This window comes from Hymenobacter perfusus, assembly GCF_003944765.1.
GTDB classification, from domain to species: Bacteria; Bacteroidota; Bacteroidia; order Cytophagales; family Hymenobacteraceae; genus Hymenobacter; species Hymenobacter perfusus.
In genome coordinates this window covers 617,118-632,028 of the sequence record NZ_RWIU01000001.1, presented here as the reverse complement: position 1 = coordinate 632,028, position 14,911 = coordinate 617,118, and the positions used below count along the sequence as shown (strand labels likewise).

General features: G+C 56.7%; 15 protein-coding genes. 10 read left to right on the top strand and 5 right to left on the bottom strand.

The window, feature by feature from the left end; genetic code table 11:
* Positions 1-13: 13 nt before the first annotated feature.
* The gene (gene uvrB, locus EI293_RS02810; RefSeq protein WP_125435468.1) at positions 14-2,050 is read left to right on the top strand and encodes an excinuclease ABC subunit UvrB; all 2,037 of its coding nucleotides are present in this window, start codon (positions 14-16) and stop codon (positions 2,048-2,050) included.
* Between the two features lie 280 nt (positions 2,051-2,330).
* Entirely contained in the window at positions 2,331-2,849 is a 519-nt protein-coding gene (locus EI293_RS02805; protein ID WP_125435466.1) for a DUF6630 family protein, read from the top strand.
* A gap of 50 nt (positions 2,850-2,899) precedes the next feature.
* Here EI293_RS02805 and EI293_RS02800 read toward each other — a convergent pair whose 3' ends face one another.
* Complete coding sequence (locus EI293_RS02800) at positions 2,900-3,628, bottom strand: HAD family hydrolase (RefSeq protein WP_246010513.1); 729 nt, start codon at positions 3,626-3,628, stop codon at positions 2,900-2,902.
* Positions 3,629-3,648: 20 nt separating this feature from the next.
* On the opposite strand from EI293_RS02800, the gene EI293_RS02795 reads away from it, so the two are divergent.
* The 7 genes from EI293_RS02795 to EI293_RS02765 all read left to right on the top strand — a co-directional run bounded on the left by EI293_RS02795 (position 3,649) and on the right by EI293_RS02765 (position 9,795).
* Positions 3,649-4,284: a chloramphenicol acetyltransferase gene (locus EI293_RS02795; RefSeq protein WP_125435464.1), complete on the top strand. Its 636-nt coding sequence runs from the start codon at positions 3,649-3,651 to the stop codon at positions 4,282-4,284.
* Between the two features lie 269 nt (positions 4,285-4,553).
* Positions 4,554-5,933, top strand: coding sequence for a site-specific integrase (locus EI293_RS02790; protein WP_125435462.1), 1,380 nt, complete (start codon positions 4,554-4,556; stop codon positions 5,931-5,933).
* Positions 5,934-5,956: 23 nt separating this feature from the next.
* Positions 5,957-6,856 carry a hypothetical protein gene (locus EI293_RS02785; protein WP_125435460.1) on the top strand — a complete coding sequence of 300 codons (900 nt, stop codon included), beginning with the start codon at positions 5,957-5,959 and terminating at the stop codon, positions 6,854-6,856.
* A gap of 100 nt (positions 6,857-6,956) precedes the next feature.
* Positions 6,957-7,229, top strand: a complete 273-nt coding sequence (locus EI293_RS02780) for a helix-turn-helix domain-containing protein (protein ID WP_125435458.1) — start codon at positions 6,957-6,959, stop codon at positions 7,227-7,229.
* Positions 7,230-7,447: 218 nt separating this feature from the next.
* Positions 7,448-8,158, top strand: coding sequence for a hypothetical protein (locus EI293_RS02775; protein WP_125435456.1), 711 nt, complete (start codon positions 7,448-7,450; stop codon positions 8,156-8,158).
* Positions 8,159-8,417: 259 nt separating this feature from the next.
* Entirely contained in the window at positions 8,418-9,059 is a 642-nt protein-coding gene (locus EI293_RS02770; RefSeq protein ID WP_125435454.1) for an NUMOD3 domain-containing DNA-binding protein, read from the top strand.
* Between the two features lie 379 nt (positions 9,060-9,438).
* Entirely contained in the window at positions 9,439-9,795 is a 357-nt protein-coding gene (locus tag EI293_RS02765; RefSeq protein WP_125435452.1) for a MarR family winged helix-turn-helix transcriptional regulator, read from the top strand.
* Between the two features lie 137 nt (positions 9,796-9,932).
* Here the strand turns inward: EI293_RS02765 and EI293_RS02760 are convergent, their stop codons facing one another.
* On the bottom strand, positions 9,933-10,121 hold the full coding sequence (locus tag EI293_RS02760) for a hypothetical protein (protein WP_125435450.1): 189 nt from the start codon (positions 10,119-10,121) through the stop codon (positions 9,933-9,935).
* A 194-nt stretch (positions 10,122-10,315) separates the two neighbouring features.
* Here EI293_RS02760 and EI293_RS02755 point away from each other — a divergent pair, with 194 nt between their 5' ends.
* A complete protein-coding gene (locus EI293_RS02755) occupies positions 10,316-10,780 on the top strand; it encodes a hypothetical protein (RefSeq protein WP_125435448.1) in 465 nt (154 codons plus the stop codon).
* Between the two features lie 78 nt (positions 10,781-10,858).
* Here EI293_RS02755 and EI293_RS02750 read toward each other — a convergent pair whose 3' ends face one another.
* From EI293_RS02750 to EI293_RS02740, 3 genes are all read right to left on the bottom strand, one after another.
* Positions 10,859-11,170, bottom strand: coding sequence for a hypothetical protein (locus EI293_RS02750; RefSeq protein WP_125435446.1), 312 nt, complete (start codon positions 11,168-11,170; stop codon positions 10,859-10,861).
* A gap of 199 nt (positions 11,171-11,369) precedes the next feature.
* Complete coding sequence (locus tag EI293_RS02745; protein ID WP_125435444.1) at positions 11,370-13,859, bottom strand: IPT/TIG domain-containing protein; 2,490 nt, start codon at positions 13,857-13,859, stop codon at positions 11,370-11,372.
* The gene (locus EI293_RS02740; protein ID WP_125435442.1) at positions 13,859-14,131 is read right to left on the bottom strand and encodes a hypothetical protein; all 273 of its coding nucleotides are present in this window, start codon (positions 14,129-14,131) and stop codon (positions 13,859-13,861) included. Before EI293_RS02740 ends, EI293_RS02745 begins: the two co-directional genes overlap by 1 nt.
* Positions 14,132-14,911 lie beyond the last annotated feature (780 nt).

The following is a 14,911-nucleotide window of genomic DNA, read 5'->3' as shown; positions in this document are numbered from 1 at the left end:
ATCTTGCCGCTGCATGAAGTATCAACTGACCTCGGAATTCCAACCCACCGGCGACCAGCCGAAGGCCATCCGGCAACTGGTGGAGGGCGTGAACAACGGCGAGCCGGCCCAGGTGCTGCTCGGGGCTACCGGCACCGGCAAAACCTTCACCATGGCCAACGTCATTGCCGAAACCGGCAAGCCAGCCCTGGTGCTGTGCCATAACAAAACTCTGGCTGCGCAGCTTTACGGCGAGTTCAAGCAGTTCTTCCCCAACAACGCCGTCGAGTACTACATCAGCTACTACGACTACTACCAGCCTGAAGCCTACATTGCCAGCTCCGATGTATTCATCGAGAAGGATCTGGCCATTAACCAGGAGATTGAGAAGCTGCGGCTGCACACCACGTCCACGCTGCTCTCGGGCCGGCGCGACGTGATTGTTATTGCCTCGGTATCGTGCATCTACGGTATCGGCAACCCCGAGGAGTTCAGCAAAAACGTGATTTACATGGCCCCCGGGCTGCGGTATTCGCGCAATAATTTGCTCTACCAGTTCGTCCAGATTCTGTATTCGCGCACCGAAATGGAGTTCACGCGCGGCACATTCCGGGTGAAGGGCGACACCGTGGACGTATTTCCGGCTTACGCCGACTACGCCTACCGGCTGTTCTTCTTCGGTGACGAAATTGAGGCTATCCACCGCATCGACCCCCAAAGCGGCAAGAAGCTGGCCGACGAAAAATCGGTGACGCTGTACCCGGCCCAGCTGTTCGTGACCGGCAAGGACACGCTCAACCAGGCCATCAAGGAAATCCAGTTTGATTTGGTGCAGCAGCACGCCTACTTCGAGAAGGAGGGCCGCGACTCCGAGGCCAAGCGCATTATGGAGCGCACCGAGTTCGACCTGGAGATGATCCGGGAACTGGGCTACTGCTCGGGCATCGAGAACTACTCGCGCTACTTCGACGGCCGCCAGCCCGGCACCCGGCCCTTCTGCCTGCTCGACTACTTCCCCGACGACTACCTGCTGGTGGTGGACGAAAGCCACGCCACCATGCCCCAGATCCGGGCCATGTGGGGCGGCGACCGGAGCCGCAAAACGGCCCTCATCGAGTACGGCTTCCGTTTGCCCTCGGCCTTCGACAACCGCCCGCTCACGTTCAACGAATTCGAAAGCATGTACCGGCAGGCTGTGTTCGTGAGTGCCACGCCCGCTGACTACGAACTGACGCAGGCTAACGGCATCATCGTGGAGCAGATCATCCGGCCCACCGGCCTGCTTGATCCCGAAATCGACCTGCGGCCCAGCTCCAACCAGATTGACGATCTGCTGGACGAAGTGGACAACCGCGTAAAAATGGGCGACCGGGTGCTCGTCACTACGCTCACCAAGCGTATGGCCGAGGAGTTGCAGAAGTACATGGAACGCCTGGGTATCAAGTCCAGCTACGTGCACTCCGATGTGAAAACCCTGGACCGGGTGGAAATCCTGCGCCAGCTGCGCCTCGGCGAAATCGACGTGCTGATTGGCGTAAACCTGCTCCGCGAGGGCCTCGACCTGCCGGAAGTGAGCCTCGTGGCTATTCTCGATGCCGACAAGGAAGGCTTCCTGCGCGACCAGCGCAGCCTGATTCAGACGATGGGCCGCGCCGCCCGTAACGACCGGGGCAAGGTGATTATGTACGCCGACCGCATGACCGGCTCCATGCAGCGCGCCATCGACGAAACCAACCGCCGCCGCGCCACCCAGCTGGCTTACAACCAGGAACACGGTATCACGCCGCGCACCGTGCGCAAGAGCCACGCCGAAATTATGGGCCAGACCTCCCTTTCGGACTACCGCATCCAGGACAGCACGGTGTACGCCGGTCCTGATACCGATTCGGGCCTGGCCATTGCGGCCGAGCCAGTGGTATCGATGATGAACAAGGTGGACCTGGAAAAGCTAATCAAGCAAACCGAAAAGCAGATGGAAGCTGCCGCCAAGGACCTCGACTTCCTGACTGCCGCCAAGCTCCGCGACGAGCTGGCCGCTCTTAAGCAAATGCTCAAAACCAAGCGGGACTAAACCGTTTTGCTTGCTGCAAGGCCTGAAACCGTCCCTTTTCCGCGTCCAGCGGAAGCGGGGCGGTTTTTTTATGGTGCTGGTTTTGGGTACAGTAGTGAAATATCATCCTGAGCTTGCGCAGGACCGTGTCTTACCTGAACGAACCGTCTGGTCCGGCGAGAATCCTGGCAAGATGAGGTTCTGCGTAAGCTCATAATGAGATGCCCGCAGAAAAAGCAGCCTTTCTGAACCGCTTCGTTATTTTGCCGAAAAATTCTGGACACGTAAAAACCAGCCTGCCATGACGACGCCCACGCTTGCCGCTGATGTTACCGAGCTACTAACGCTGCTGACGACCGGTACGCTGGAGCCGGAAGAGCTGGAGGCAGCAACGGAAGCTGTGGTACTGGCTGTGCAGGACCCCGACGCCTACTTCGAGCAGTACCTGAACGAGGAGGAGCACGGCTGGCTGCGCGACTGTGGCGCCTCCATGACGGAAGTTGCCCTGACGGAAGCCATCCAGCAGGAGCTGTGCCGCTCCGATAAGGCCGATGAGCTGTACGAGCAGATAAGTGAGCAGTTCAGTGACCCGTTGCCCGCCGCCCCCGCGTCCTGCCGCTACCTGCATGAATACCTGCGCCTGCTGGACGATGCGCTGCAGCAGCGCGGCCCGCAGCCTGGGGGCTACGAGCTGCTGGAGTTCGGGGATTCTTACAGCGACGAGCTGCAGGTGCTGCTGGTTTTTCGGAAGGATACGGCCCGACTACTGGAGCTGGGCCAGCAGTTTGGCATCCATGTAGTTCGCCCGCTACTGAGCTAAAAAGCGCCCCCATGCTGCGCGGTGCGCCTGTTACGAATTGTACAGCAGATTTAGCGCAACTCCCGTAGCCACTCCGGTACCTCCAGCAGCGAGGTGGCCTCATGGAAAACCACTCCAGCCCGTTCGTGCTCGGCCACCCGTTCCATTACCCAGGTGGTGTGGTAGGGCACGTAGGCCGCGTGCCCGCCCAGCCGCGCCACCGGCAGCACATCCGACTTGAGCGAGTTGCCCACCATCACAAACTCGGCGGGGGCTACGCCGTAGCGCGCGAGCAGGCGCTGGTAGGTGGCTTCGTTTTTCTCGCTCACAATTTCTACGTGGTCGAACAGGTCGCCGAGGCCGGAGCGGGCCAGCTTGCTTTCCTGGTCGAACAGGTCGCCCTTGGTGAGCAGCATCAACGGCGCGCCCAGCTGCTTGGCCGCCGCCAGCACCTCGGGCACGTGCGGTAGCAGTTCGATGGGGTAATCCAGCAGCCGCTTGCCGCAGTTGAGGATATGCTGAATCTCAGTGCCCGTCACGCGTCCATCCGTTAGTTGAATGACGGTTTCAATCATGGACAGCATGAAGGATTTAGCCCCGTAACCAAACAAATCCATGTTCTGGTGCTGCACTTCGAAAAACCGCTGGCTCAGTTCATCCGGCGTACCGTAGTGGCTGAGCAGTTCGTACAACTGCGCCTCCGCTTGGTCGAAATGCGGCTGATTAGGCCATAGAGTATCGTCGGCATCGAAAGCAATGAGGCGGGGCGTGGGCATGGCGAAGGTGAAAGAGACGGGCAAAGTTACCGAACTTGCGGCCCATGAAACAGTTGATTGACCAAGCTTCCTGGAACCGGCGGGAGCATTTTTCGTTCTTCTCTGCCTTCGACGAACCGTTTTTTGGCGTAGTGGCCGAGGTAGATGCTGCTCCGGCCCTGGCCCGTGCCCGTGCTTTGGGACTCTCGTTTTTTCAGGTGTATCTGCACGCAACGCTTACGGCCGTAAACCAAGTGGAAAACCTGCGCTACCGGGTGGAAAACGGCCAGGTGTATTGCTACGACCAGATCCATATTTCGCCGACTTTAGGCCGGGCCGACCATACTTTCGGCTTCGGCTTTGTGCCGTATCACCCCGATTTGTGGACGTTTGGTGCAAGCCTAGCCGCCGAGGCCGAAGCCGTGCGCCAGAGCACCGGCCTGCGCCTCGGCCCCGAAACCGCCCGCCTTGATGTAATTCACTTCTCGGCTATGCCCTGGGTGCAGTTCACCGGCCTCACCCACGCCCGCAGCTTCTCGCACCCCGACAGCATCCCCAAAATTTCCGTGGGCCAGCTCCGGCCTGATGGTAACCGCCAGCTGATGCCCGTAGCCGTCAATGTGCATCATGGCCTGGCTGATGGATATCATGTCGGCCTGTTTCTGGAAGCTTTTCAGCAGGAGTTAAATGGCAGGCAGTAGCCCCCAACGTAGAGCCCAAAAACAAATCAGCCACCCAGACATGTGTCTAAGTGGCTGATTTGCAATGAGCGAGAAACGAGGTTCGAACTCGCGACCCTCAGCTTGGGAAGCTATGGGAAGGTTGTTCTCGCGTAAGGTTGAAAGCCGCTGATAGTGCTGTCAATCGGTTTTTTAGGAGGTTTTTTATATCATTTTATGTTGTGGCTACCGTGTTTTCTACTACGTTTGTGTAAACCGCCGTGTAAACCAGTGGGCGGTTTACGCAACCTATGGCACGTACCACCACCGACCATAAAGAAGGCAAGGCCACCGTTCGGGCTGTGTACTACACCAGCAAGGTACTGGCCGATGGTTCGCACCCATTCCTGCTGTGCATTACCAAAGACCGGAAGCGCAAGTATCTGGCGACAGGGGAGAAGCTGCACCCCCGCTACTGGAACGCCGAGAAAGGCGGCGACTACCGCAAGTCTATCCGCAAGAGTTACCCAGACCCCCAGCGCAACGACCTGATAAACTCGCTGGAACGCTGGGAGAAGAAGTACGAAACGGCCGCAGGTGATATTGCCTCCAATGACGAGCAGCACACCGCCGCCGACGTGGCCCGTAAAGCCGCTGAGGAACGCAAGGCAGCCCGCCGGGTAAAGCTGCTAGCCTACGTGGAAGAAATAGCCGCCGGGATGGTGAAGCGGGGCCAGATTGGCAATGCAGGTGTTTACCGCGACTTGGGAAACCAGTTGGCAAAGTTTATCGGAGCGGAAGCGGGAGCCCCCGAGCCGCCGTTAGGCCGTGGCCGGGAGCAGGAGCGGGCCGAGTGGGTACGGGCGCACGACATTCCGTTTGATCGGGTAAACGTGGCTTTCTGCAACGAGTGGGAGGCCACGCTACGCGCTACCGGAGCCGAGGAAATTACCCTGTCCCTACGCTTTCGTACCCTTCGCGCCGTGCTGAATAAGGCTATCGGCGAAGGAGTAGCCAAACGGGAGAAGTATCCCTTTGCCAGCAACGCCGAGGAACGCCACAAGTTTCAGGTCGGTAAGTTTGACACCACCACCAGCAAACGGGCTATCAGCCGGGCTGAGCTGGAACGCCTGAAAGCCCTGACCCCGGCCAACGAGCGGCAGCAATTGGCAAAGGAGGTATTCTTGTTCAGCTACTACGCCGGCGGTATCAACTTCGTGGATTTAGCTCAGCTCCGCTGGCGCGACTTGTCCCAGACTGAGGACGCGGGCCTACGCCTACACTATGTGCGGCAAAAGACCGGCGGCAAGTTCTCCTTACGTCTGCTGGCCCCCGCTGAGGCAATCATAGAGCGACACCGACCCTTCACCCATGCCGGGCCGGATGCGTACATTTTCCCCATCCTGAACGCCGACAAGCACCGCACCGCCTTGCAGGTAAAGAACCGGAGCCACAAGGTACTAGGGCAGGTAAATCAGGACTTGAAAACACTAGCCGCCGCCGCTGCTATTGATACGCCCCTGACCACGTATGTAGCCCGGCACACTATGGCGACCATACTAAAGCGGGCAGGAGTATCTACGGCCGTGATTAGTGAATCAATGGGGCATTCCAGCGAAGCGGTTACGGCCGTGTACCTTGACTCTTTCGCGTCCGACGTGGTAGATTCCGCTTTTGAAAACCTGCTATAACAGGAATTAAGAAAGGCACTATTATGAATAGACTACAGCGCGAATCATATGCGGAAGCTCATACGCAAATGATGATAGATAAATATCGAGCAGATGATTTTATACGAAGGGAAAAGGGGCGCAATATTGATTTGTGGTTCGGTAAGCGAAAGGCAGATGGAACACGCGAACAAGATGCGCCTATGCCTTATTGCAGGCAATATTACCTGTGCTACTTTGTAGCAAACGTGTTTATCAACCAGTTAGGCAAGGATGCGGTAGGGCTATTCCCGCCGTTAGTTGGTGATGTGATTCCTTTTCTAGAAAAGCAATTTCCCCAACTCGACGCAATTGATACAGAATACCTTGAAGAATTGCTGTTGCAAATACAGGAGTTAGGCATGTTTGATAGCAGTACGTTTTTATATGTAAGAGGCACAGGACAATGGGGCCGGGTGAATGTTAGCGACGTTTTGGCTCAAGGTGAAGGCTACGCTACAGGCAAATCTATCGCGTCCCCGTTTTCCTTGGGAGAGTCTTATATAGGGGGAGTGCAGCAGCAAGAAAGAGCGAACCTCGTACGCCGCTGGATTGCCAATAAAGGGAATGGACAACCAGCAACTAATGAGAAAACCCCGTCTTTAACGTACAAACAAGTAGCTCTATTGACCTTCTTTCTTGAAAAGAAAATAACTAAAAACAACGCCGCTGACGTCGCCAAGGGCTATGAATTGAACTCCGAAACTGGTGGTGTAGCAACGCTACTCAGATATTGGAACGCATGGAATTCAGACGATAAGATAAAGGTCACACACCCAAACAGAGTAGCGAGCAGGCTGGTAGCTGACATTGAAGCCATATTACCGAGTTTAAAAACAGAGGAGCAGAAGATAAAAGCGCAAAAAGCTATAGCATACATCAATAACAAATGCTCATCAGATTAGAAAACTAGTTTAAACCAGTTACGCCGCGTAGCACCGGCAACCTTTGACCCGTCACCAACAAAAACAGGCAACGAAGCCTGTTGTAAAACGGTGGCGGCTTATGCAGAACCCCTTTGCCACACTGGAAGATTGGTTGCGCCGGATTGAGGCTAACCAGAACGAGTTGCTACAACGCCTCAACGCTCCGGCCGCTGCCGGCCCCGAGGTAGGCGGCATTGAGCTGGCCTGTGAGGTGCTACGCCTGAGTAAGGCACGCTGCTATACACTTGTCTCGCAGCGGCAGATTCCGCACATGAAGCGGGGCGGCCGGTTGACATTTTCTCGTACAGAGTTGCTGGACTACCTGAAAGCTGGAAGCCGGAGAGGGGAGTAGGGCCGATGTACGACAACCTCAACGCCCGTTCCTCACTGCCTGATGAGGAGGCGGAAAAAGCCCTAGCCCGTTCCCCAGCCTTCGCGGGCCACGATGGGGAGCCCAACGCCAAAGGCTGGCTTACAACAGAGTACCGAGGGTTGCGGATTGGCTACAGGCGGGAAAACCGAAAGGTTCGAATCCGTGGTTCTCTGCATACTTTCCACCACGGCCATAACATGGGCCAGTTCTCGGCTGAGCAGGTACGGCAAGCCTGCACCGAACTAGCCGCCGCCGTAGGCCAGCCCGCCGAGGCCCTGCAAATAGTGAGTCTGGAAGCCGGGGTAAACCTGCCCTCTGCCGTTTCCCCGAGGCCGTTTCTGGAAAACCTAGCCAGTCACAAACGCTCCCCCTTCACTGCGACCAAGCCCCCGAGGGGAGCCACACGGCCGCTGGAATACGGAGCCTTTCACGGCGACTACTGGGTAAAGGCATATGACAAAGGCAAGTACAGCCAGATACAAGGTCGCCCGCTGCCTGCTACGGCCCCGCCGCACCTGTTACGCTTCGAGGTAGTGTACACCCGCGCCCGGCCGCTGCTGAGCCTGACAAAGCTACCCGTCCTGACTCTGGCTGACTTGGCCCGGCCCGAAGTGATGGACGCTATCAGGGAGAATATCCTTACCCATTGGAACGCCACCGAACACCACCACCTGATGCAAGACTCCGATTTCACCGGCCTGAGCCTCTCAGATGCGGCACTACTGGCACTCGCTGATAACACGTCCTTCTGGGAAGCGATGAAGAAGGAGCAGCCTGAAAGTACCTACAAGCGTAACCGGCGACGGGCAAAGGTCCTGCTAGAGCAACGGGCACCGGCCAATCCCTACAGCGATACGCTACACCAGGAACTGGCCGGTATGGCACCTAGCCCCGAGGCTCATATCTGACCCCTGTTTCCACGCATGTAATCATCTGGAATCCCTCACCCCTCGTCACCCCAGCTAAGCCCCTCCCACAGCAAGGAGAATGGGCCACCCGCAGCGAAGCGAGGACGTGGCAAAAGCACAGCGCAGCGTAACGGTCTGCTGACTCTGCTGACGTTGTGTAGTCCGCACCCGTAGCCCACGCGCTACCACACCCCAACCCCTGATTTATTGTCCACCCGCCGGAGCCCCAAAACGGGCACCCTGGCCCAACCATGCCTTTATGTTCGTACTCCCCAAAGTCCCTACCGCCTACTACGAGGGCCGCACCTTCTATCAAATAGGCGAGGCCCAAAGCTACTATGTCAGCCCATGCGGGGCGGTGTATTCAACTCTTTCTGACCGTTGTTTGACCATTGCGGACAATGGTATTGGGTATCGGCAAGTCTTTTTAAAGTTGGATAATGGCCTAGATAAATGGCGTAAGCTGCATCGACTGGTTGCACAACGTTTTATACCCAATCCGGAGGGCAAGCCCGACGTGAACCACAAAAACGGAGATAAGGCTCAGAATGACGTTGGCAATTTGGAATGGGTGACGAAAAAGGAGAATACCCGCCACGCCTACGCCACCGGCCTGATGAAAGCAAAGAAGGGCCGCGACCATCACCGCTACGGCAAGCAGCTCAGCGCAGAAACCAAAGCCAAGATGTCAGATCAGAAGCAGGGCGAGAACCACCCCAAGTTTATGGGCTGGTATGTAGTACCGGCCGGGACCTTCCCATCTGCACCAGCCGCCGCCCAGGCAATGAGCACTTACGCCAAGCAGATTATCCGCTGGTGCAAGAGCGGTAAGAAGCGGGCCGAGGGCTACGACTTCATTCCCGCCACCTCAGTGGGCCAGCAGTCAGCCCTAGCCGCCTGAGTATGGGAACCGCTCAGCTCTTGCCCTGCCCGTTCTGTGGTGGCCCGGCCGCCGAGGATAACAACCTGCACCCACTCACTTTCCCCAGAGTGCCCGCCGAGTACTTTATCATATGCACTAACGCTGGCCGCACCTGCCCCGCCGCCATTCTCTTTGTCGGCCCTTGCACCACGTTTGCGGAAGCCGCCCGCCGCTGGAATACTCGCGCTAAGCCGCCCGACTAGGAGGACAGCCCAAAAGTGTTGCGTCTAAAAATGGTGGCCCAAGATAGAGCCGCGAAAATTTCAGCGAACGATCCCCACACGGGCAATAGGAGATAACGCCCCAAATACCCCATCCCTAACCGCCACGCTCTGAGGCTTATGCCAATCACAACCACATGAAAACCAATCGACTTGACCTAGCTGCCGCCGTACTGATGGGTCCGGGCAGACTGAAAGAAGTAGCCGTAGAAATCGGCCTGACAGCCGGACAGGTGCGGGTGCTGGTAGGGGTTGTTTGCCTACTTAAGTCTTACTCCACCTGGATAGAGGTAACGGAGCTACGGGCCGCCCGCCTATTGGCCCCGACGCGCCTACGGGCAGCTACTAGTGCGCTGGAAGCGGCCGGTTACCTGAGACGCCGCCGTGGCAAACATAGGCAACACCTGTTGGCCCTCACCACAACGGGCCGGGAACTAGCTGATACGGCTATTCGCGCTATCCAACGCGCGGCCAAAGGCTTTCTGCTGGGTTAAGGCAAGCGGGCTACACAGTGGCATGTCACCACCAGTTACCACCCCCTGCCTGCTTCAACCCGAAACCGAATCTATAGACCGGGTACCCACGAAATGAGACCCCACCCCCTAAGCCCTACAGAATTACGTCAGCCTTGCTAGTCGTTGGTACCGGGCAGCGCAATCTTCAAGCGCCGCGCCTCATCGAACGCCAGCATCCGCACAAGGCTTGAAACGGTCACGCCGCGCGCTTTGGCTACGTCCTCCACCAACTTCTTCTCAGCAGCTTCTAGGGCGATATTCAACTGAGGCTTACGGCTCTTTCCGGTCGTATCTGGTGCTTTCATGCGTCGAAGATAAAGCAATGTACTATGCTGGCACTAGAAATGCGCAAGAAAAATACAGTATTGTCTGTTGCTTTCTAGAAAAATACTTGCTTATTTGATACGGCACAAACGCAAGGAGCCACCCCCGGCAAGGAGTGGCCCCGAGTGTAAACCGGGCCGGCAAGCCCAAGTCTTTCATCAACAAACCAAAGGTAATGGAAACCACCCCATCCCCCGCAGCAGTAACACAGCCCGGCACCTATACTGGCGAGCTACTGACCACACCAGCAACGTACAATGGTGCCCCCGCCGTGGGCCTGTTGACACCCGAAGAAGCAGCTAGCGGCTGCCGACTCTATGTCACCCGTAACAATGCCCACGCGCCTGCTATGCAGATGGGAGACTACCTAGTGGCCCGCCCGTTGGCCCCCGAGCAATGGGCTGAAATATCAGATGATTCCTACTGTGTGCTGCTGCGGCAATATCCGGCTGATGAGGAGGACGGCAGCGAAGCGTTTCAGGCCCACCACATAGCGCGAATCGTAGGCAACGGGTTCCGCTACGGCGGGCTGCTGCTGAGCTTCTACGACGACACCGACAGTGTACAGGAAGCGACTGAAACCGAAGCCGTCGACCTGTTGGAAGTATGGCACATCACCCGCTCATTTCGTCCTCTTTAGCCTACCTCCCATCTTTCAAACAAAGGGCTCCCTATGATTAGGGAGCCCTTTGTTTACACTGTATTTGCCCGCAGGGATCTATCGCTTGCTTAAGCCCGCAATGTAGCCGGTCCAGTAATCGTAGTCAGCCTGGCTTTGTGGGTTCTGCTGATAGATGTATGCCCCATCTATCTCTTCATCAATAGCAGTCAGAAACGCATAGTTATGTGGGTTTCCACCGTAATCGAACAGCAACGAGGCCCGCACAGATTGGCCGGCCTCAAAGCCTTCCTGGTAGTCTACAGAAGACATTGCTACCGAGGCGGTAGCCAACGGGAGAGCAGTAGCCACAGTGGTATTGGCAAGTAGCGCAACAGCCGCGAAGGCAAGGGAAAGCAATTTCGTTTTCATAGGACAGAAAGAACTAGGATGGATGTTTAAGCAATTATAGGGTGGATAAGGAGCGGCAGCAAGGCAGTTTAGGCAAGTATTGTGACATTGCATAATGCCCCATTAGCAGCCGTCTACCTCCCGCTAATGGGCATAGAGTAACAAAAAGCCCCGTCAGATTTGACAGGGCTTTTTGTTGCAGGGAAGAGAAATGAGCTAATTACTTCGACATCAACTCCACTGCATCCCAGAGGAAGTTGCCAGATTTGCGGCGAACCTCCACAGTATGCAGGCCCTCGGGAATGCTGATGCGCGGGCTCGGCGTAAGACCAGCGGTTTGTCCTGGCACATCGCCCACATCGGCTTTGTACACGCCATCTACATACACCTCTCCAATGCCAAAAGAGCCCGTATTGTAGCTGAACCAGCGAATGTCTCCACCGTAATACTGAAAGGTGCCCGAGAACACGTCGTTCTTGAAGCGGGCACTACCGCCGTGGTAAGAGCTGCCGGTATCCGTGTTGGGGTTGTTCGTGAAAGCAACAGCAGCATTGTCGTCTTCCACAAACTGCAAAATCCGTGGGTCGCCGGGAAGGGCGTAGCCGGGGGCCACAATCCCCGTGAAATCGCCAGGCGCACCGCCATCAATAATGCCCAGCAGCTTGTTGTAGAATTTGGTGCCAGCCGTCTGGTGGCCTGCCGTATTCATGTGTACCGTATCATGGTAGTCAGCCGTGGTAACAAGCTGCTGCCCCTCAATCAATTTCAGCCACGTATTTGCATCAGCAAAGTTCCGGATGCTTTGCCGCACTGTTTCTAGGGTGCTTTCAAAGCTGTCGGTGCGGGTGAACGGCGTTTGTACCCAAAGTTGAATTTCAGGACGGGTGCCCCGGAAGTCCAATAGAAGGGTTTGTAAATTAGCCCATGCCTGTGCGGCATTAAGGTTGCGTACGCCAACGTCATTGGTCCCAATTTCAATAACTAAGCTGTTAGTGCTGGTGCCGTTGAGTTGGTAGAGGAGTTTGTTTCGGAATGTCTCCCGCTCCTGCGTGGACATGGTGGACGTGTAATAGTCCGACAACGCCCGGCTGCCCGCCCCATGCAATGAAAGACGGGCTCCAGGGGCCAGCTTCTTCCGCGCAATCATCGTGTAGGCATTCACGGCGGGCTCCGTAGCGTGGTCGCCTACGCCGATGCTGTCTACCAGCACAAGGTATTTATTTGCGGGGGCCGTGGGGGCAATCTTATTGAATGTGCCCGTGGTCTTAATGCCTTGTACCCAAGTGCCCTTGTCACTGCCGCCCGTATAGGCTTGAGCGGAGTTTACCAGCGTAATCGTTTTCAGTCCCGATGGCATGGTGGGCACGGCAATGTAGTGCCCGGCCCCGGCCTGGGTAGGGAATACTTCTGCGTGTAGTGTGTCTCCAATAAACACGGCTACCCCACTCAGGTAATCAAAATTCGGGTACAGCGTGGAGTACAGCAGTATCGTCATGGTGGTGGCATCCGTCTCAAACTTGACGTTGGAGAGCGGGCTCAGGTACACGTACCCATCAGCCGTAATTGGCGCACCGGAGTCGGAGAAGTCTGCCGGGGCGAAGGAGTATGCCGTGCCGGTGCCGGTGGCGGCATTCACCGTAAACGTGCCGCCAGTGGCGGTTCCAGCGGAGTTGGTAACGGACAACGCACCGGTAGTAGAGCCAGCCGGGACCACAAACAGCAATTGCGAGCTAGACGCTGACACGGGAGCAATGGGTGCGCCCCCGTTCAGCTTTACCGTAGCAGTAGAGAGGTTGGTGCCCGTAACAGATACGGTAATGCCTGGTTCAGCCGAGCTGGGCGAGAAGCCAGTGATAGTGGGCGGCAGGATTTGAGCAACGGGGGTTGTCGTGGCTACAAGGCTCGGCGGCCCATAGCCTATGGAGTTCATGGCCGATACGCGAAAGTCGTACGCAGTCCCATTGACCAGGCCCGTCACACTAAGCGAAAGGCCGGCAGTAGTGCCAAATATCGTCCAGCCCAAGTCGGTGCCAGCTTTGTATTCTACTTTGTATTGCGTGATAGCGGCTCCGCCATCGGCGGGGGCTGCCCACTGAACGCCTGCCAGCGTGTTGCCGGGCGTGAGAATAGGCTGAGAAACGGCGGCTGGCACCGTAGCAGCGGCCTGTACTGTAAAGGTGCTGCCGGTTGCCACGCCACCCGACGTAAATACCTTCACAGAGCCGCTGGTCGCAATGGCGGGCACCGTGGCCGTAATGGAGGTAGCCGAATTGACCGTGAATGCGGCGGCTACCACATTGTTGAATACCACGGCATACGCCCCCGTGAAGTTGGTGCCCGTCAGCGTTACGGTAGTGCCCGTCGCCCCGCTGGTGGGCGTGAAGCTGGCAATCGTTGGGGCGGGTGGTGCAACCGTACCTTCCGATAGCACGGAAAGCAGTGTGGCGTTGGGCAGCGTCCAGCCATTGAACGCGCCCGAGTTCATCTCGTAGTCGCCGTTCTGCACCAGCTGCGAGAGGGCACCGCCCGGGGTGGCCCCGCCGAAGCTGCCCTTGTATTGCAGCCGGCCGTTCACTCCGCTCCCATTGGGAACGGAGTGGCCGACCAGTAAAATAGCGTTGCTCAGCCACGGCGCATTTGTCGCATTCAGGGTAGTGGTCGGCCCCGTCCAGCGGAAGCGAATGTACTTGGAGGTTACGGAGAAAGCCATTAGCAGGTGATGGAGGCGTCAGATTGAGGGAAGGAGCCATAGTAAGTGGTCCCGTTGGCGCGCACAAAGGCAATGCCGTCGCCTTTGTAATCGTCGTTGAGGGAGAGGTAGGAGGTGCTGCCATCCGACGTATCCACAAACTCCACGTTGAATGTTGATCCCGAGGCCCCGGTAGCAGTGCGGCCGTTGAATTTCAGCTGCTGCGAGGAGGCCGGGGCGAAGTAGGCACCATCCGTCTGCACGTTACTTGCGTCGAGTGTGGTGTTATACACGGGCGGAGCAGGTAACGTAATACCTGAACCAGTATTAAAAGTGACGGAGCCCGACCAAGTGCCGAACAATAAAATCCGGACTGTACTGGGAGGAGTTATCGTATCTGCCCCAGGAACTGTAAGCGTGATTTCGACGCTGGCCGCGCTGGTGGATGGGGGCGCACAAGCTGTTTCTCTCTGTTGGATGGCAGCCGCAAAATGGATGCCTTGATAATTTGTATTTTGGGTAGTTGACATTGAAGGATTGGAGGCCACGTTACCCCCATTAGTACCCTGCAAATTTACGTATACCCAATGGCATCTCACGAGATTAGCGGCTACGCACAACTTTCACATAAGCATATAATAATCAAATACTTGTAGTTATAAAAGAAGGATTATCAACTACTTCTTTGGCAGCTTTGCACCCGCTGGCAAACGGTTGCCAGATTAAGCACTCAGACGCAATGCCAGAGATGTACACAAAGCAAGAAGTAGACGACGCGATACTAGCCGCAGTTGGCCCCCTGAGGACAGAAATCAAGGAGCTGAAAGGCGAGGTCGGCACCGTCTGGATAGACCAGGAGGATGCACAGAAACTGACTGGCCGTAGTTACTCATGGTTCTACCAGAACCGTACGGCAGGTACCTTGCCCGTTGCCCAGATGCCGCGCACCCACGGCAGCCGCCGCGTGAAATACAGCCGGGCTGATTGCCTCAAATACGGCCGGCAGCATGGACACCTTCCCCCAGATGGTGTTTAACTATCTGTTGCTACTATCGCTGAACAGCAATCATAGT

Bases quoted from the DNA above. Each gene is read 5' to 3' on its own strand.
- EI293_RS02770 (WP_125435454.1), top strand. From the start codon at position 8,418: ATGTTCGTACTCCCCAAAGTCCCTACCGCCTACTACGAGGGCCGCACC.
- EI293_RS02745 (WP_125435444.1), bottom strand. From the start codon at position 13,859: ATGGCTTTCTCCGTAACCTCCAAGTACATTCGCTTCCGCTGGACGGGG.
- EI293_RS02775 (WP_125435456.1), top strand. From the start codon at position 7,448: ATGGGCCAGTTCTCGGCTGAGCAGGTACGGCAAGCCTGCACCGAACTA.
- EI293_RS02765 (WP_125435452.1), top strand. From the start codon at position 9,439: ATGAAAACCAATCGACTTGACCTAGCTGCCGCCGTACTGATGGGTCCG.
- EI293_RS02780 (WP_125435458.1), top strand. From the start codon at position 6,957: ATGCAGAACCCCTTTGCCACACTGGAAGATTGGTTGCGCCGGATTGAG.
- EI293_RS02790 (WP_125435462.1), top strand. From the start codon at position 4,554: ATGGCACGTACCACCACCGACCATAAAGAAGGCAAGGCCACCGTTCGG.
- EI293_RS02805 (WP_125435466.1), top strand. From the start codon at position 2,331: ATGACGACGCCCACGCTTGCCGCTGATGTTACCGAGCTACTAACGCTG.
- EI293_RS02750 (WP_125435446.1), bottom strand. From the start codon at position 11,170: ATGAAAACGAAATTGCTTTCCCTTGCCTTCGCGGCTGTTGCGCTACTT.
- uvrB (WP_125435468.1), top strand. From the start codon at position 14: ATGAAGTATCAACTGACCTCGGAATTCCAACCCACCGGCGACCAGCCG.
- EI293_RS02795 (WP_125435464.1), top strand. From the start codon at position 3,649: ATGAAACAGTTGATTGACCAAGCTTCCTGGAACCGGCGGGAGCATTTT.
- EI293_RS02760 (WP_125435450.1), bottom strand. From the start codon at position 10,121: ATGAAAGCACCAGATACGACCGGAAAGAGCCGTAAGCCTCAGTTGAAT.
- EI293_RS02785 (WP_125435460.1), top strand. From the start codon at position 5,957: ATGAATAGACTACAGCGCGAATCATATGCGGAAGCTCATACGCAAATG.
- EI293_RS02755 (WP_125435448.1), top strand. From the start codon at position 10,316: ATGGAAACCACCCCATCCCCCGCAGCAGTAACACAGCCCGGCACCTAT.